The sequence below is a fragment of the Nocardia carnea genome, from assembly GCF_029868325.1.
GTDB classification, from domain to species: Bacteria; Actinomycetota; Actinomycetes; order Mycobacteriales; family Mycobacteriaceae; genus Nocardia; species Nocardia carnea_C.
On sequence record NZ_JARWNW010000166.1, the window covers coordinates 36,644 to 53,007 of the forward strand.

At 69.4% G+C, this 16,364-nt stretch carries 20 protein-coding genes and 1 pseudogene; 12 read left to right on the forward strand and 9 right to left on the reverse strand.

Annotated elements, in window-relative coordinates; all coding sequences use genetic code 11:
- The first annotated feature begins 66 nt into the window (after nucleotides 1-66).
- Together QH196_RS12835 and QH196_RS12840 are read left to right on the forward strand one after the other, a co-directional pair.
- The gene (locus QH196_RS12835; RefSeq protein ID WP_280415999.1) at nucleotides 67-531 is read left to right on the forward strand and encodes a peroxiredoxin; all 465 of its coding nucleotides are present in this window, start codon (nucleotides 67-69) and stop codon (nucleotides 529-531) included.
- Nucleotides 532-677: 146 nt separating this feature from the next.
- Complete coding sequence (locus QH196_RS12840; RefSeq protein WP_280416000.1) at nucleotides 678-1,145, forward strand: MarR family winged helix-turn-helix transcriptional regulator; 468 nt, start codon at nucleotides 678-680, stop codon at nucleotides 1,143-1,145.
- A 14-nt stretch (nucleotides 1,146-1,159) separates the two neighbouring features.
- Here QH196_RS12840 and QH196_RS12845 read toward each other — a convergent pair whose 3' ends face one another.
- Complete coding sequence (locus QH196_RS12845) at nucleotides 1,160-1,516, reverse strand: DoxX family protein (RefSeq protein ID WP_280416040.1); 357 nt, start codon at nucleotides 1,514-1,516, stop codon at nucleotides 1,160-1,162.
- 8 nt (nucleotides 1,517-1,524) lie between these two features.
- Complete coding sequence (locus QH196_RS12850; RefSeq protein ID WP_280416001.1) at nucleotides 1,525-1,815, reverse strand: hypothetical protein; 291 nt, start codon at nucleotides 1,813-1,815, stop codon at nucleotides 1,525-1,527.
- 84 nt (nucleotides 1,816-1,899) lie between these two features.
- On the opposite strand from QH196_RS12850, the gene QH196_RS12855 reads away from it, so the two are divergent.
- Nucleotides 1,900-2,769: a sigma-70 family RNA polymerase sigma factor gene (locus QH196_RS12855; RefSeq protein ID WP_280416002.1), complete on the forward strand. Its 870-nt coding sequence runs from the start codon at nucleotides 1,900-1,902 to the stop codon at nucleotides 2,767-2,769.
- A gap of 53 nt (nucleotides 2,770-2,822) precedes the next feature.
- Here QH196_RS12855 and hisI read toward each other — a convergent pair whose 3' ends face one another.
- From hisI to priA, 4 genes and pseudogenes are all read right to left on the reverse strand, one after another.
- Nucleotides 2,823-3,173: a phosphoribosyl-AMP cyclohydrolase gene (gene hisI / locus QH196_RS12860; protein WP_280416003.1), complete on the reverse strand. Its 351-nt coding sequence runs from the start codon at nucleotides 3,171-3,173 to the stop codon at nucleotides 2,823-2,825.
- 1 nt (nucleotide 3,174) lies between these two features.
- Nucleotides 3,175-3,948 (reverse strand): imidazole glycerol phosphate synthase subunit HisF, encoded by a 774-nt coding sequence (gene hisF, locus QH196_RS12865; protein ID WP_062978712.1) that lies wholly within the window; start codon nucleotides 3,946-3,948, stop codon nucleotides 3,175-3,177.
- Between the two features lie 191 nt (nucleotides 3,949-4,139).
- Nucleotides 4,140-4,931: pseudogene (locus tag QH196_RS12870) on the reverse strand (inositol monophosphatase family protein); the annotation flags it as partial.
- Nucleotides 4,932-4,977: 46 nt separating this feature from the next.
- Nucleotides 4,978-5,709 carry a bifunctional 1-(5-phosphoribosyl)-5-((5-phosphoribosylamino)methylideneamino)imidazole-4-carboxamide isomerase/phosphoribosylanthranilate isomerase PriA gene (gene priA / locus QH196_RS12875; protein ID WP_280416004.1) on the reverse strand — a complete coding sequence of 244 codons (732 nt, stop codon included), beginning with the start codon at nucleotides 5,707-5,709 and terminating at the stop codon, nucleotides 4,978-4,980.
- A 197-nt stretch (nucleotides 5,710-5,906) separates the two neighbouring features.
- Here priA and QH196_RS12880 point away from each other — a divergent pair, with 197 nt between their 5' ends.
- The 7 genes from QH196_RS12880 (at nucleotide 5,907) to hisH (ending at nucleotide 12,474) form a co-directional block, all read left to right on the forward strand.
- A complete protein-coding gene (locus tag QH196_RS12880; RefSeq protein WP_280416005.1) occupies nucleotides 5,907-7,490 on the forward strand; it encodes a serine/threonine-protein kinase in 1,584 nt (527 codons plus the stop codon).
- Between the two features lie 46 nt (nucleotides 7,491-7,536).
- Complete coding sequence (locus tag QH196_RS12885) at nucleotides 7,537-8,139, forward strand: maleylpyruvate isomerase family mycothiol-dependent enzyme (RefSeq protein WP_280416006.1); 603 nt, start codon at nucleotides 7,537-7,539, stop codon at nucleotides 8,137-8,139.
- 39 nt (nucleotides 8,140-8,178) lie between these two features.
- Nucleotides 8,179-8,610, forward strand: coding sequence for a hypothetical protein (locus QH196_RS12890; RefSeq protein ID WP_280416007.1), 432 nt, complete (start codon nucleotides 8,179-8,181; stop codon nucleotides 8,608-8,610).
- 84 nt (nucleotides 8,611-8,694) lie between these two features.
- Nucleotides 8,695-10,032: a histidinol dehydrogenase gene (gene hisD, locus QH196_RS12895; protein WP_280416008.1), complete on the forward strand. Its 1,338-nt coding sequence runs from the start codon at nucleotides 8,695-8,697 to the stop codon at nucleotides 10,030-10,032.
- Complete coding sequence (locus QH196_RS12900) at nucleotides 10,029-11,195, forward strand: histidinol-phosphate transaminase (protein WP_280416009.1); 1,167 nt, start codon at nucleotides 10,029-10,031, stop codon at nucleotides 11,193-11,195. The genes hisD and QH196_RS12900 overlap by 4 nt, the downstream gene beginning before the upstream one ends.
- A 20-nt stretch (nucleotides 11,196-11,215) precedes the next feature.
- Nucleotides 11,216-11,848, forward strand: coding sequence for an imidazoleglycerol-phosphate dehydratase HisB (gene hisB, locus QH196_RS12905; RefSeq protein WP_280416010.1), 633 nt, complete (start codon nucleotides 11,216-11,218; stop codon nucleotides 11,846-11,848).
- The gene (hisH, locus tag QH196_RS12910) at nucleotides 11,845-12,474 is read left to right on the forward strand and encodes an imidazole glycerol phosphate synthase subunit HisH (RefSeq protein WP_280416011.1); all 630 of its coding nucleotides are present in this window, start codon (nucleotides 11,845-11,847) and stop codon (nucleotides 12,472-12,474) included. Before hisB ends, hisH begins: the two co-directional genes overlap by 4 nt.
- A gap of 54 nt (nucleotides 12,475-12,528) precedes the next feature.
- Here the strand turns inward: hisH and QH196_RS12915 are convergent, their stop codons facing one another.
- The gene (locus tag QH196_RS12915; RefSeq protein WP_280416012.1) at nucleotides 12,529-12,954 is read right to left on the reverse strand and encodes a MerR family transcriptional regulator; all 426 of its coding nucleotides are present in this window, start codon (nucleotides 12,952-12,954) and stop codon (nucleotides 12,529-12,531) included.
- Between the two features lie 26 nt (nucleotides 12,955-12,980).
- On the opposite strand from QH196_RS12915, the gene QH196_RS12920 reads away from it, so the two are divergent.
- Nucleotides 12,981-13,775, forward strand: a complete 795-nt coding sequence (locus QH196_RS12920; RefSeq protein WP_280416013.1) for an SDR family NAD(P)-dependent oxidoreductase — start codon at nucleotides 12,981-12,983, stop codon at nucleotides 13,773-13,775.
- 12 nt (nucleotides 13,776-13,787) lie between these two features.
- Here QH196_RS12920 and QH196_RS12925 read toward each other — a convergent pair whose 3' ends face one another.
- Nucleotides 13,788-14,759 (reverse strand): alpha/beta hydrolase family protein, encoded by a 972-nt coding sequence (locus tag QH196_RS12925; RefSeq protein ID WP_280416014.1) that lies wholly within the window; start codon nucleotides 14,757-14,759, stop codon nucleotides 13,788-13,790.
- Nucleotides 14,756-15,154, reverse strand: a complete 399-nt coding sequence (locus tag QH196_RS12930) for a hypothetical protein (RefSeq protein ID WP_280416015.1) — start codon at nucleotides 15,152-15,154, stop codon at nucleotides 14,756-14,758. Before QH196_RS12930 ends, QH196_RS12925 begins: the two co-directional genes overlap by 4 nt.
- A gap of 16 nt (nucleotides 15,155-15,170) precedes the next feature.
- On the opposite strand from QH196_RS12930, the gene QH196_RS12935 reads away from it, so the two are divergent.
- Nucleotides 15,171-16,349 carry a winged helix DNA-binding domain-containing protein gene (locus QH196_RS12935; protein ID WP_280416016.1) on the forward strand — a complete coding sequence of 393 codons (1,179 nt, stop codon included), beginning with the start codon at nucleotides 15,171-15,173 and terminating at the stop codon, nucleotides 16,347-16,349.
- Nucleotides 16,350-16,364 lie beyond the last annotated feature (15 nt).

Genomic DNA, 16,364 nt, shown 5'->3' on the forward strand with positions numbered 1-16,364 from the left:
TTCCAGCCGGGTACCGGCGTGCTCGACGCACCCCGCGGGACCCGCCGACGGCGGTAGTGTCCGGGTATGCAGATCGGCCAGCCCGCCCCGGTATTCGAACTCCCGGATCAGACCGGCGCCCTCCGTTCCCTCGATTCGCTGCTGGCCGGCGGGCCACTGGTGTTGTTCTTCTATCCCGCCGCGAATACGCCGGTGTGCACGGCCGAGGCCTGCCATTTCCGCGATCTCACCGCCGAGTTCGCGGCGCTGGGCGCGAGTTGCGCGGGGATCAGCGCCGATGCTGTCGACGTCCAGGCCGGGTTCGCGGGGGCGCAGCGGCTGGAATACCCGCTGCTGTCGGATACCGGCGGATCGGTCGCGGCGATGTACGGGGTCAAACGCGGGCTGCTGGGCAAGCTCATGCCGGTGAAGCGGCATACCTTCGTCATCGACACCGACCGCAGCGTGCTGACCGTGATCAGCAGCGAACTGCGCGCGAATGTACACGCCGACCGCGCACTGGATTTTCTCCGCACGCGAAAAAGCGCGTAGCGGGCCTCGATCCGCTTCGTTCGTGTGAATGGCCTCACCTTCGTTTCCGAGTTGACCCATGTTCGAGCGAAGTCGTGGCAAACTTTTCTTCGGTAGCCCGGTGACACATGCCGGAATCGTCACCGGGCCGGAGAGAAGGCGGATTAGTGACGGAGTGGCTGAACCCGGTCGAGGGACGGGCCTGGCGCGCAGTGGTCGCGGTGCTGAACCGCTTGCCGGGGGCATTGGATACCGACCTGCAGCGCGAGTCCGGCGTGACTCATTTCGAGTACTGGGTGCTCACCCTGCTCTCGGAGGCGCCGGACCGGCGGCTGCAGATGAGCGAGCTCGCCCATCGAGCAAATTCATCGCTATCGAGACTTTCCCATGTGGTCTCCAAACTCGAACGGATGGGCTGGGCCACGCGCACCGCGACCACCGGGCGACGTGGTGTCCTGGCCGAACTCACCGATGAGGGCCACCAGAAGGTCGTGGAGGCCGCGCCCGGATACATGGATGTGGTGCGGCGGCTGGTCTTCGACGGGCTCGACGCCGAGCAGACCGCGGCGATGGCAGATCTCGGCGATACGCTCGCCACCCACCTGACCACGGTCCTCGGCCGCACTGCCCCCTGAGCGAGGTTCCTGGTTCAGCCCGCTGCCCAGGCAAAGTAGGCAGTGGCGGCCAGCGCCAGCACCAGGAAACCCGCCGGGAACGCGATGTTGTGGAAGACCCGTGCTCGTATGTGGACGCCGACCGCTCCCACGAAGAACAGGAGCAGCCCGACCGCCGCGGCGAGCCCTAGGGATTCCCAGCCGAGAAGTCCCGCGACCAACCCGGCCACACCGGCACCTTCGATTACCGCCAGGTACGGGATCCACTTCGGTGCCACGCCGGCTTCGGCGGCATTCCGGACCATGAACGGCGCACGCACGGCCTTGGCGACGACCTCGGCAGCATTCGCCAGCACACAAGCCACGGTCGCGACGAACAGAGCGATATCCAGCGCGCCGGTCACCGTGTGTACCGGCCCAGCACAACGGCGGGTCGCGGCGCGACCGGGCCACGTGCCCACTCGGCCAGCCGTGCCCGGAATTCCTGGGCCTGCGGGATATCCAGGAGCGGGTTGGCGTCGGCGAGCCGGAGAATCAGCACGAACTCACCGTCCGGGCCCACCCGCATCGCGGTGTAGTCGATCCCGTCGGGACCGGCAGCGTCCACCGCGGCAAACAACTTCGTCACGGCCTCCTCGACCTCTGGTATCCGCTCCGGGGCGGTGGTGAACCGCAGAATCTGTACGCTCATATCTGTCTCCTCGAGGCGTGCCTTGTCGTGGTTGTCATCTCTCACACCTCCTGACGTCCGTCACGCACGAAAGGTGACCTACCCGTGGAAACAGTCGAGAAATTCGAGCTGGCCCGGCCGCGGCTGCTCTCGCTCGCCCACCGGATCGTCGGCTCGTACCAGGATGCCGAGGATGCGGTGCAGACGGCGTGGACCCGGGTGCAGGCGGCGGACCTCTCCGAGGTGGCCGAACCGGACGCCTGGTTCACCACCGTGACGGCGCGGTTGTGCCTGGATCTGCTCCGGGCCAGGGAGCGCCGCGGCGAACTCCCGCTGCTGCTCGACGATATCGGCGGTGAACAGGCCGGCGCCGACGAAGCGTTCCTCCGCCGCGAGGACGTGTCCCGGGCCCTGGTCGTGCTGCTCGGCGAACTGTCACCGGCCCAGCGGGTGGCCTATGTGCTGCACGATCTCTTCGCGGTGCCGTTCGACCGGATCGCCGCCGTACTCGACGCGACTCCCGCGGCCGCGAAGAAACTGGCCAGCCGGGCCCGCGGCAGGCTGCGCGAGGCGCGGCCGCCCGAATCCGGCGCCGACGGCCCCGGCACCTCCGGGCAGCGCGAGATCGCCGGGCACCTCGAAATCGTCGAGGCCTTCCTTGCCGCTGCCCGCGGCGGCGATATCGCCCGGCTGGTCACCCTGCTGGCGCCCGACGCCGTCCGGACCGTCGATCCGCGCCTGCTCCCGGCGGGTGCGCCCACCGAGGTTCGCGGGGCCACGGCCGTCGCCGAGGAAACACGGTTGTTCACCGACCGGATCGCCGTCACCGCGACCCTTCTCCTCGCCGGCAGCCCAGCGGCGATTATCGCGCCCGGCGGGCACCCCTTCGCACTCATCCGTTTCCGGATCGAGGACCGGCTCGTCCGGGAAATCGAGATCAGCCGCTATACGCCCGGGACGATATCGCCGGGCTGACAGTGCGTCACAGGCACTCGACAACGCCGTACGCTCTCGCAACCGGGCTGTCGTCACACCTGTTCGGACGGCAGCAGCACGTCGGTGTCGAAACAGGTGTGCGTGCCGGTGTGGCAGGCCGCGCCCCGCTGGTCGACCACCAGCAGGACCGTATCGCCGTCGCAGTCCAGCCGGACCTCGTGCACGTACTGCGTATGCCCGGAGGTCTCCCCCTTGACCCAGTACTGCTTGCGGGACCGGGAATAGTAGGTGGCGCGGCGGGTTTCGAGGGTGCGAGCCAGTGCCTCGTCGTCCATCCACGCCATCATCAGCACCGCGCCGGTAGCGCGTTCCTGCGCCACCGCGGCCACCAGCCCGGCGCCGTTACGTTTGAGCCGGGCGGCGATCGCCGGATCCAGTGCCATCTCAGCGCACCACCAGGTCGGCCGCGCGCAGGGCGTCCTTGACCTGCGGGATGGTCAGGTCCCCGAAGTGGAAGACGCTGGCGGCCAGTACGGCGTCGGCACCGGACTGCACCGCGGGGGCGAAATGCTCGACCGCGCCGGCACCGCCCGAGGCGATCACCGGAATCGAGACCGCGGCGCGGACGGCGCGGATCATCGGTAGATCGAAACCCGCCTTGGTACCGTCGGCGTCCATCGAGTTGAGCAGGATCTCCCCCACCCCGAGCTCGGCTCCGCGCACCGCCCATTCGACCGCGTCGATCCCGGTGCCCCGGCGACCACCGTGCGTGGTGACCTCCCAGCCCGACGGAGTGTCCGGTTCGCCGTCGGGCACGGTGCGGGCATCGACCGACAGCACGATGCATTGCGACCCGAACCGCTGCGACATCTCGTGCAGTACCTCAGGGCGGGCGATGGCGGCGGTGTTCACCGAGACCTTGTCCGCACCGGCGCGCAGCAGCCGGTCCACATCGTCGACGGTACGTACTCCTCCGCCGACGGTGAGCGGGATGAAGATCTGCTCGGCGGTCCGGGTGACCACGTCGAACATGGTGGCGCGGTCACCGCTGGAGGCGGTGACGTCGAGGAAGGTGAGTTCGTCGGCGCCCTGGGCGTCGTAGGCGGCGGCGAGCTGGACCGGATCACCGGCATCGCGCAGATTCTGGAAGTTGACGCCCTTGACCACCCGCCCGGCGTCGACGTCCAAGCAGGGGATGACACGTGTCGCCAGGGTCATGAGCGCTCCTCACCGCCGCCCGGGGCGGCCTTGTCCACACCACCGGAGTGGGCAGTGTCCACCCCGCCCTCCGAGCCGGCCCAGGCGCCGCCGGAAACGGGCGTTTCTGCCTCACCCGTAGGAGCCTGCGCGCCACCGTCGGCACCGGTATCGCGATCACTACCGGGCACGGCAAACCCGCTGCCGCGGGCGGCGGCGATCATTTCGAGTAGTTCGGCATGCACACCGGGCGCCGCCGCCAGCACCGAACCGGATTCGATCGTCCAGTCCGCGCCCTCGAGGTCGGTGACGATCCCACCGGCGCACTGCACCATCAGCGCGCCCGCCGCGTTGTCCCACGGATGGTGACCGAACACGATCGCGCCGCCGAGCGTGCCGTCGGCGGTGAAGGCGAGGTCGATTCCGGTCGAGCCGTGCATCCGCACCCGGGAGGACAACCGGCTCAGGGCGCCGAGCACCCGGTGCCGGAACAGGCCCGGGACGCGGCCGGTGGATTCGATATTGAAGGCACCGAACCCGATCATCGCCTCGTCGAGCAGGGCGGGGGGCAGTGGCGGCCGGGCGGCCCCGTCCACGAGCAGCGGTCCACCGGCGACGGCGGCGTACCGGCGGTCCAGCGGCGGGAACCAGGCGAGCCCGAGCACCGGTTCGCCGTCGCGGATCAACGCGAGCAGGGTGCCGGTGAGCGGATGGCCGGTCGAGTAGTTGAAGGTGCCGTCGATCGGGTCCAGCACCCATGCGGTGCCGCTCGTGAGCGACGGCCCGCCGAACTCCTCGCCGTGCACCTCGATACCGGTCCGGGCCACGAGCTGCTCGGAGATGGTGCGTTCGAGTTCCAGATCGAGTTCGGTGGCGAAATCCCGGGAGCCCTTGGCCACCGCACTGGGGGCGCCGCGCCCCTCGAGGAAGCGGTCGCCGACGCCGTCGAGTATTTCGGCCGCGGTGGTCAGCAACCCGGCCAGTTCGGTCTCTGCCCTGGTCATCGCTTCGGCTCCCGGTTTGTCGCGGTCGGTAGGGCCCCGCGCGCGGTCAACGGACGGCGGCCAGCGCCTCGGGCAGGGTGAACCGGCCCGCGTACAGGGCTTTGCCCACGATCGCGCCTTCCACGCCCTCGGGCACCAGTTCGGCGATCGCGGTCAGATCGTCCAGGGCCGAGACTCCGCCCGAGGCGATCACCGGCGCGTCGGTGGCCATACAGACCTCGCGCAGCAGCTCCAGGTTGGGGCCGGTGAGGGTGCCGTCCTTGGTGACATCGGTGACGACGTACCGCGAGCAGCCGTCCCGTTCCAGCCGTTCCAGGACTTCCCACAGATCCCCGCCGTCGCTGACCCAGCCCCGGCCGCGCAGCCGGTAGTCGCCGTCGACGATCTGGACGTCCAGCCCGACCGCCACCCGGTCGCCGTATTCGGCGATCGCCCGGGCGCACCACTGCGGATCCTCCAGCGCGGCGGTGCCCAGGTTCACCCGGGCGCAACCGGTGGCCATCGCGGCCTTCAGCGATTCGTCGTCGCGGATACCGCCGGACAGTTCGACGGCGACATCCAGTTCGCCGACCACCTGCGCCAGCAGCTCCCGGTTGGACCCGCGGCCGAACGCGGCGTCGAGGTCCACCAGATGCACCCATTCGGCGCCCGCGTCCTGCCACGCGAGCGCGGCATCGCGCGGCGAACCGTAACTGGTTTCGCTGCCCGCCGCGCCCTGTACCAGGCGGACGGCCTCTCCATTGGCGACATCGACAGCAGGCAGCAACACAAGACTCACGCGCAACAGCCTAGTAGCCCGGGGTTCGCCCGCGCCGCGCGCCCGGTGGCGAGTCGGTAGGCCGCGGGCTGCGGTAACGGGGGGCGACGGGCGTTGGGTGATATCACCCACTGGGCCGGTCGGGGTGCCCGCTACACTCATCGGCGAACGCGTGAGAGGTCACCGACGCGTCAGGTCACGATTCGAGAAAGTTCGGAGTGGGCGCCATCGATACCGGTCAGTTGATCGCGGATCACTACCGCCTGGTCGAGCAGATTGGTAGCGGCGGCACAGGCGTGGTCTGGCGTGCCGTCGACGAGCGTCTGCAACGATCGGTGGCGATCAAGCAGATCCATATAAAGCCCAGTCTGCCACCCGCCGAGCGCGATGTACTGCGCCAGCGCGCGACCCGGGAGGCCCGTAACGCGGCCCGTTTCCAGCATCCGAATGCCATCGTGGTGTTCGATATCACCGAACACGGCGGCGATCCGTGCCTGGTGATGGAGTACATGAAATCGCGCAGCTTGGCGCAGGTGCTGTCCTCCGACGGGCCGTTGCCGTTGCCGCAGGTCGCGCGGATCGGGGAACAGGTCGCGGCGGCGCTGATCGCGGCGCATCAGGCCGGGATCGTGCATCGCGATGTGAAACCGGGCAATGTGCTGCTCGACGAGCACGGCACCGTCAAGATCACCGATTTCGGTATCTCACGCGCCACCGGCGATGTGACGCTCACCGAAACCGGGTTGATCTGCGGGACCGCCGCCTATCTGGCCCCCGAGGTCGCGCGGGGCGCGGATCCGACCCCGGCCGCGGACGTTTTCGCCCTGGGCGCGACGCTGTTCCACGCCCTCGAAGGGGAACCGCCGTTCGGGTCCGGTAACCCGCTCAAAGTGCTGTATGCCGCGGCCAACGGTCAGGTCAGCGAACCGCAGAATGCCGGGCCGGCCACCGATTTCCTGCTCGACCTGCTGGAAGCCGATCCGCGGCTGCGGCCGACCATGCAGGAGGCCCGCGAACAGCTGGCGCAGTTCGCCGGATATCCGGGCGCCACTGCCGAGCACGCCGGGTTCGTTCCCGCGCGCGAGGCCTTCGACCGCAACGGGCATTCCGGCGGAGCCGCCGTCAGCACGATGGAAACACCGGTGCCCGGCCGCACCCGCGGTGCCGCGCCCGCCCCGGCCCCGCGCCGGCGAGCCGAACCCCGCGCCGACACCGGCCACGACGGAACCGGCGACCGCCCACCCCGGCGGGCACCGAATCATCCCCCCACCACCACCCAGCCCGTCGCGGAAGGCTCCGGCGGCGGGGTCCGGCGAGCCGTACTCATCGGCGGTATCGCCGGGGCGGCCGTGGTCGGCGGTGTGCTGTGGTTCAGTTCCTCGGATTCCGGCGACGGCGGCTCGGCGCAGGCCGATACCTCGGTCACCTCGTCGGCGCCCCGGACACCCGGGACCTCGGCGACGGCCGCCCCCGCGCTGGGCAGCACGCCCAGTACCGGGCAGGTCGAATGGGTCCAGGCCGGCCAGCTGCTCGAGCAGTTCTACATGAATCCGGCGGGTTCGTGGTCGCTGCTGACCCCCGCCGCGCAACAGGCGTACGGCAGCCGGCAGGAGTTCGAACAGTACTGGTCGACCCGGACCGTGCAGAGTTTCAGCCGTATCGAAGCCTTCAAGGGCAACAACCCCGACGGCTCGGTGGATATGCGGGTGAACAACCTCAGCTACGGCGGCCAGACCAGTAATCCGACACTGCGCGTGGTGAATTCCGGCGGATCGCTGCTCATCGACAGCGATACCCGCTGATTCGTAACGCGAACTCAGCGCCCGGAGCCGGGCTATGGTGTGCGGCATGGATATTCGGGGGATGCTCGCCGCCGAGCGAGCCGAGTTCACCGCCCTGCTGCGCGGTCTGCCGGAGGCGGAATGGGATGCGCCGACATTGTGCACCGGCTGGCGGGTCCGGGAACTGGTCGGGCATCTGCGATACGACGCGATCCCGCTCACCGAGTACGCCGGTATCGCCGTGCGCAACCGCTTCTCCATCGACGGCCTCAACAACGCCATGGCCGCGGAGGGGTCGCGCCGGACACCGGCGGAACTGCTGGCCGAATTCGAATCGGCGCCACGCACGGTATCGCGGTTGTGGCCGCGACTGGGCCTGGCCGATCTACTGGTCCATCAGCAGGATATCCGGCGCCCGCTGGGCCGGCCCCGCGAAATCCCCGCCGACCGGTTGCGGGCGGTACTCGACCATCCCGATCCGTTTGCCCGCCCCTGGCGTCTCACCAAGGGGTTACAGTTCGTCGCGACAGATTTCGACTGGGTCAAGGGATCGGGACCTACGGTTCGCGGACGCGGTGAAGCGCTAGCGTTGGCGATGGTGGGCCGGCCCGTGGTCCTCGACGAACTCGACGGCGAGGGTGTCGAGGAACTGCGTCGCCGCTGCAGCTGAAACATCCGGAAGTCCGCTTCACCGATGGGAGACGCGCAGATGACCGATTCGGCACTCGTCGCCATGGCGGCGATGATCGGCGAGTGGAAGACGACCAGTGAGCAGATCCCCGATATGGTCGGCCGGACCACCATCGAATGGCTGGACGGCGACGCCTTCCTGCTGGTCCGGCTGACGGTGCCCGAGCCGGCGATCAGCCGCACCTGGGTGGTCGGTACCGATGACGCCTACCCGGAACGACTGAAGGTGCTGCAGCACGACGGCGCCGGTGCCCGCCGGATCTACAACGGCGCGCTCACCGGGCCGCTGTGGCGGATCTGGCGCGACGCTCCCGGCGATTCTCAGCGGCTGACCGGCAATCTCGATGAGAGCGGAAACATATTCCGCGCCACCTGGGAGCGCTCGGACGCCGAATTGGACCCGCGGACCTGGGAACACCAGCTCGATATCGTCTACACCCGGATCGCCTGAGCCGGACCACGCGGATAACCACTGGTATCGGCCCGATACCCTGGTGCTGTCGTACTCAGCCGCTGCACAAGGACCGATACCACCATGACATCCCGTATCGAGCTCGCCCGCGTAGACCTGCGCGGCCGCACGCCCACCACCGCGCAGCTGCGCACCGCGCTGCCGCGCGGCGGGGTCGATGTGGACTCGGTACTGCATCAGGTGCGGCCGGTGGTGGAGGCGGTCCGGGACCGCGGCGCGGCCGCGGCCCTGGAATTCGGCGCGAAATTCGACGGGGTGACCCCGGAGACCGTGCGTGTACCGGCCGCGGAACTGGCGGCCGCCCTCGACAGGCTGGATCCGGCGGTCCGGGCGGCGCTCGAGGTCGCGATCGCGCGGACCCGCGCCGTGCACGCGGATCAGCGGCGCACCGATACCACCACCGAGGTGGTGCCCGGCGGCACCGTCACCGAACGCTGGGTGCCGGTGGAGCGGGTCGGACTGTATGTGCCCGGCGGTAACGCCGTCTACCCGTCCAGTGTCGTGATGAACGTCGTCCCCGCGCAGGCGGCCGGGGTGGAATCGCTGGTGGTGGCCTCGCCCCCGCAGGAACAGTTCGGCGGGCTGCCGCATCCGACCGTGCTGGCCGCTGCCCGGCTGCTGGGCGTCGAGGAGGTGTGGGCCGTCGGCGGCGCGCAGGCGGTCGCCCTGCTGTCCTACGGGGGTGCCGATACCGACGGCGCCGATCTGGCCCCGGTCGACCTGATCACCGGTCCCGGCAATATCTATGTCACCGCCGCCAAACGGCTGTGCCGCGGTCTGGTCGGGATCGACGCCGAGGCCGGCCCCACCGAGATCGCGATCCTGGCCGACGCCACCGCCGATCCGGTGCATGTGGCCGCCGACCTCATCAGCCAGGCCGAACACGATGTGCTCGCCGCGAGCGTGCTGGTCACCGACAGCCCCGCCCTCGCCGACGCCGTGGACGCGGCACTGACCACGCAGCTGACCGTTGTGAAACATGCCGAACGGGTGACCGCGGCGCTGTCCGGCGCCCAATCCGGCACGGTGCTGGTCGACGATATCGACCAGGGGCTGCGAGTGGTGAACGCCTACGCCGCCGAACACCTGGAAATCCAGACCGCCCAGGCCACCGCGGTCGCCGCCCGGGTGCGTAGCGCGGGCGCGATCTTCGTCGGCCCGTACGCCCCGGTGAGCCTCGGCGATTATTGCGCCGGCTCCAATCACGTTCTGCCCACCGCCGGATGCGCCCGGCATTCCTCCGGGCTGAGCGTGCAGACGTTCCTGCGCGGTATCCACGTCGTGGAATACACCGAGGCGGCGTTGAAAGATGTCGCCGGACATGTGGTGGCACTGGCCGACGCCGAGGACCTGCCCGCGCACGGCCAGGCCGTCCAGGCCCGTTTCGAGGCGCTGTCATGACCGCCCCCACTCCCGGCGCTGCCCCGGCCGGGCCGCGCCCCGCGGTGCCCGGAGCCGGTATCGGGCTCGACGCCCTCCCGCTGCGCGAGAACCTGCGCGGTAAATCGCCTTACGGGGCACCGCAACTCAGTGTCCCGGTTCAGCTCAACACCAACGAGAATCCGCATCCGCCGACCCGCGCACTGGTCGACGATGTGGCCGAGGCGGTCCGCGCCGCCGCCGCCGATCTGCACCGCTATCCCGACCGCGACGCCGTCGGGTTGCGCACCGATCTCGCCGCCTACCTCACCCGCCAGACCGGTATCGCGGTGGACGCGGCGAATGTCTGGGCGGCCAACGGGTCCAACGAGATCCTGCAGCAACTGCTGCAGGCCTTCGGCGGGCCGGGCCGGCGGGCACTGGGTCTCGTTCCCTCGTATTCGATGCATCCGATCATCTCCGAGGGCATCGACACCGAATGGGTGGAGGCGAAACGGTCCGCCGATTTCTCCATCGATATCGACGCCGCGCTGGCCGCCATCGCCGAACGCCGGCCCGATGTGGTGTTCGTGACCAGCCCCAACAACCCGACCGGGCACAGTATCCCGGCGCCGGAGCTGGCCCGGATCCTCGAGGCCGCCCCGGGCATCGTGATCGTGGACGAGGCCTACGGCGAGTTCTCCGCACAACCCAGCGCAATCGGTCTCATCGACAGTTATCCGGCGAAACTGGTGGTCAGCCGCACCATGAGCAAGGCGTTCGCCTTCGCCGGCGGCCGGCTCGGCTATCTCGTCGCGGCACCGGCGGTGATCGACGCGCTGCTGCTGGTGCGGTTGCCGTATCACCTGTCGGTGGTCACCCAGGCCGCGGCACGCGCCGCCCTGCAGCATGCCGCCGAAACCTTGGCGAGCGTCGCGGAACTGGCCGCCCAGCGCGATCGAGTCGCCCGGGAACTGACCGGCCTCGGTTTCCATGTGGTGCCCAGCGATGCGAACTTCCTGCTGTTCGGAACGTTCCACGACGCGCCCCGCGCCTGGCAGCACTACCTGGACGAAGGTGTCCTCATCCGGGATGTGGGGATCCCCGGACATCTGCGCGCCACCATCGGACTGGCCGCCGAGAACGACGAATTCCTGCGGGTCAGCGCCAAACTGGCCGCCACCGAACTGACCCCGCAGAGCTGAAGCGACAAACGGAAGTGAGCATGAACCGAACCGCGCGAGTGGAGCGCACCACGAAGGAATCCAGCATCGTGGTGGAACTGAACCTGGACGGCACCGGGCAGACCGATATCTCCACCGGTGTCCCGTTCTACGACCATATGCTCACCGCGCTCGGCTCCCACGCCAGTTTCGACCTCATGGTGCGCGCCGACGGCGATATCGAGATCGAGGCGCACCACACCGTCGAGGACACCGCCATCGTGTTCGGGCAGGCGCTCGGCCAGGCACTCGGCGACAAGAAAGGCATCCGCCGCTTCGGCGACGCCTACATCCCGATGGACGAAACCCTGGCGCACGCCGCCGTCGATGTGTCCGGCCGCCCCTACTGCGTGCACACCGGTGAACCCGATCATCTGCTGCACGCCGTGATCCCCGGCGCACCCGTACGCGGCCGCAACGACCCCGGCGCACCGTATTCGACGGTGCTCAACCGGCACGTCTTCGAATCCATCGCACTCAACGCCCGGATCGCGCTGCACGTGCGGGTGCTCTACGGCCGCGATCAGCATCACGTCACCGAAGCCGAATACAAGGCGGTCGCCCGGGCGCTGCGCGCCGCTGTCGAACCCGACCCGCGGGTGCAGGGTGTGCCGTCGACGAAGGGGGCACTGTGACTTCGGTTGTTCTGCTGGACTACGGCTCCGGCAATCTGCATTCCGCCGAACGCGCCCTGGTCCGGGCGGGTGCGCAGGTCGAGGTGACCGCCGATCACACGGCAGCGCTCGCGGCGGACGGCCTGGTGGTTCCGGGTGTCGGCGCCTTCGCGGCCTGTATGGCGGGACTGCGGGAGGTGCGCGGCGAACGCATCATCGGCCAGCGGCTGGCCGGCGGCCGGCCGGTGCTCGGCATCTGTGTGGGTATGCAGATCCTGTTCGATCGCGGGGTGGAATTCGGGGTGGAAACCGAGGGTTGCGGGGAATGGCCCGGTACCGTCGACAAACTCGACGCCCCCGTACTGCCGCATATGGGCTGGAACACCGTCGAAGCCCCCGCGGAGAGCGTGCTGTTCGCCGGTATGGACGCCGGCACCCGTTTCTATTTCGTCCACACCTATGCCGCCCGGTCCTGGGACCTGCCGCCCAGCGACCATCTCGCCGCCCCCAAGCTCACCTGGACCGAACACGGCAGCCGCTTCCTGGCCGCGGTCGAGAACGGCGCCCTGTCGGCCACTCAGTTCCACCCGGAGAAGTCCGGGGACGCGGGCGCTCAGCTGCTGTCCAACTGGGTGAAATCCCTCTGATCCCGGCAGCCTGTCGGACCGGACCCGCACGCTGGGCCGGCCCCGGTCTGCCGGTCAGGCCGGCCCGGGTGGCTTCGCCGGGTCCGGCACGCGTGATTGCGCTAATTCCAGCTCGCCGAGTGTCTCCATGAGGTTCGTACGCTGCGCATGCAGGCGTTCGAGCCGGTCGTTCAGCACCCCCAGCCGAGCCCGATAGACCTCGGCAGCGTGTCCGGGATCGTCGCACACCTCCATATCGGGCAGATCGAGGCACGCGTCGAGCTGTCTGATCCCCTCCACGGTGAGTCCGCGCCGCAACAGATCGGCGATCTTGCGTACTCGGCCGACACAGGATTCTTCGTATTCCCGCCAGCCGTTGGCGCTGCGGCCGGACCGTAGCAGCTCGTTCTGTTCGTAGTACCGCAGAGAGCGCGGGCTCACTCCGGTCCGCCGCGACAGTTCACCGATACGCATATCGCCTTCCGGACTTGCTCTTGACACCTGTGTCACTGTTTAGCGTCGGTGCCATGGCGATTGATTCCCCCGCACAACATTCCTCGTCGAGCAGCCGGCCGTACGGTGACCTGTCCGGCCTCACCGCCCTGGTCACCGGCGGCGGTTCCGGTATCGGGGCCGCCGTGGCGGTGGCACTGGCCGACCGTGGGATGGATGTCGTGGTGACCGGCCGGCGCCGGGCGGCGCTCGAGCACACCGCACGCCGGTCCAAGGCCCTGAGTATCCACGTCGGTGACGTCTCCGACCCAGACGACGCCGCCACCATGGTTCGCGCTGCACAGGAAATGAACGGACGACTCGATGTGGTCGTCAACAATGCCGGGTTCGGTATCGCGGCCCGGCTCGGCGAGATCGATCCGGATGATGCCCTGCGCATGTGGGCCACGAATGTTCTGGGACCGACCCTGGTGACACAGGCCGCCCTGCCGTATCTGCGCGTCCGTGGCGGCGCGGTGATCAACATTTCCAGTACTTTCGGCGCCAAGACGGCGCCCGGCATCAGCCACTACGGGGCGGGGAAAGCCGCACTCGAACAGCTGACCCGGAGCTGGGCGGTGGAATTGGCCGATACCGGGATCCGGGTGAACGCGGTGGCGCCGGGGCCGACCGAGAGTGAAGCACTGGACCGGATGGGCCTGTCCGCCACCGAAGCCGAACAGGTGAAAGCGCAGGAAGCCGCGCAGATTCCGCTGGGCCGCCGGGGCCGGCCCAGCGATGTGGCCGAATGGGTGGTCGCGCTGGCACATCCGGATTCCTGGGTCACCGGGCAGGTACTCGGTGTCGACGGCGGGTATTCGGTGGTCTGAACGGCCCGCACGTTATGCCGCGCATTTGGCGCCGGGCGGGGCCGGAGGCGCGGCGACGACCCCGGCCGCGACATCGACCAGGAAGTCGCGGTTGCCGTCGAGGGGTTCGGTGCCCAGGAGCAGTCGTTCGACCACGCAGCCCGCTTCGAACAGCGCCGGGCCGACATTGTGGCGGCCCGGTTCCACCACACCGTCCAGAGTGCGACCGCTGACGATGGAGTACATCGTGCTCGGTTTGCCGGCCAGCATGAGGGCGGTACGCATCTGCATACTGGCCGCATAGGGCACCACCTCGTCGGCGGTGCCGTGGATGAGGAAGGCGTGCCGGATATTCATCCGGCCGGCTTGCAGCGCCGGGGAGCGTTCGGCGTAGGCGAGCGGGCAGACGGCCGGGACACAACCACCGGCATCCCGCTGGATCTGGGTCTGCAGCGCGGGATAGTCGGCGGCGGGCCCCTGGAAATGGGTGAACAGATCCGACGGGCCGAAGGTATCGACCCAGTAGTCGAACAAACCGGCGGGTCCGTAGGCGGCGGCCAGGCCGGAAGTCATGGCGCCCTGGCTCCAGCCCCACAGCAGGGTGCGCGCGACCCTGGGATTCATCCACTTGTACCACTGGGTGGCGGCCACCAGATCGCGCCAGCCGGCCCACAGGTTCCAATCGCCGGTCGGCCACTGCGGGCTGCCGCGCATATCCATGGACAGGATCGGGGTCGCGGTGCGGGCGGCGATCGAGATCAGGTACTCGGAGTACTGGGCCGCGGACCCCTTGTGCCCGTGTGCGGCCACCACCAGGGCGTTGCCGACGGTACAGCCCTGCGGTTCGTACACCAGGCCGGTGGCCATTTCACCGTCGACCGGCACCGCGACCGGGCGCGTATGCACCGAGCAGGCGTCGGACGCGGCCGCGGGAGCGGCCAGCAGGGTCGCCGTCAACGCCGGGAGCAGTAACCCGGCCAAATAGCTCAGTGCACGTCTGCTCATAACGGGAATATTTCCACGCCGGAGGCCGGGTGAGCGGGAACCACACTGGGCCCGTCGGCAATTCGCCGCAACAACGCGGCGTGGGCAATATCCCCGCCCCCGAGGAGATCCCCGCCCCCGAGGAGCCGCCACTGCGGGGGCCATGCCGCGGGCTGATCACCGAGCCCGGCTTCGAGCGCCCGCTCCGAGCCGCCCGCTCCGATCCGGCGACCGCTGGATCTCTCGCGTCGCGGCGACAGGCCCACCGCCGCCGGGGTACGACCGTTCCGGTGCAGGAACCGGCCCACCGGCCGGTGGGCGGTAACGGCAGTTCGCAGCCTGCTGCGCGCCCCGGCGGTGAGCAGTGGCGCGACCCAGGCGCCGGCCTCCGCGCAGCCGCGAATGTCGGTGGGCACCGCTACCATCCGCCTCATGTACGCCTTCACCACCGAGCAGCGACGGGCACGCCTCGGGATCCGGCATCGGCTGGCAGTCGAGTCTCGTAGCGGCGACGTCGCCGAAATCGCGCGCTCCCTGGTGGTACTGCACGCCACCGATCCGGCCACCGTGCACCTCTCGGTGGCCGCTCGGGGCACGGCGCTCGGTCCGGCCCACGTCGAGCGCGCACTGTACGACGATCGTTCGCTGCTGCGCATGCTGGCGATGCGGCGCACCATGTTCGTGGCGCCGGTCGAGCTGGCGCCCGTGCTGCACGCCTCCTGCGCCGGCGATCTGGCTGCCCGGCAACGCCGCACCTACGCGAAGTACCTGGCGGACGCCGGTATCGGCGACGGCGATCCGGAGTCCTGGCTGGCCACCGTCGCAGACGACACCTATCGCGCGCTTCTGGCACGGGGCAGCGCTACCGGCGCCCAGCTGAGCAAGGATGTCCCCGCGCTGCGCACCCAGGTGAATACGAGCCCTGAGAAGTCGTACTCCAAACCGACCTCCATCACCACCTGGGTGCTCCTACTACTCGGCACCGAGGGGCGGATCGTCCGGGCCCGGCCGGGCGGCAGCTGGTCCAGCAGCCAGTATTCGTGGGCGCCGGCCGAATCCTGGCTGCCCGCGCCCATCGACGACCTGGACGCCGGCGTTGCCCGCACCGAACTGGTACGCCGCTGGCTGCGGACCTTCGGCCCCGCCCCGATCGGCGATATCAAATGGTGGACGGGCTGGACGCTGGGGCAGGTCCGCACAACACTGGCCCGGCTCGATACGGTGGAGGTCGATCTCGACGGCACCACCGGGCTGCTCCTCGCCGAGGATCTCGACCCGGTCCCGCCGCCGCAACCCTGGGCGGCCCTGCTGCCCGCACTGGACCCCACGCCGATGGGCTGGCAATCCCGCGACTGGTACCTGGGCGGGCACAAAGAACAACTGTTCGACCGCAACGGCAATATCGGGCCGAGTATCTGGTTCGACGGCCGGATAGTCGGGGGCTGGGCGCAACGTAAGGACGGTGAGATCGTGACCCGGCTGCTGGAAGATATCGGGGCCGATGCCCGCGCCCTCGTCACCGCCGAGGCCGAGCGCGCCGCGGGCTGGTACGGCGAGCTCCGGCCGATCCCCCGCTTCCGCACTCCCCTGGAACGGGAACTCACCGCCTGAGCGGCGCTTCGAGAT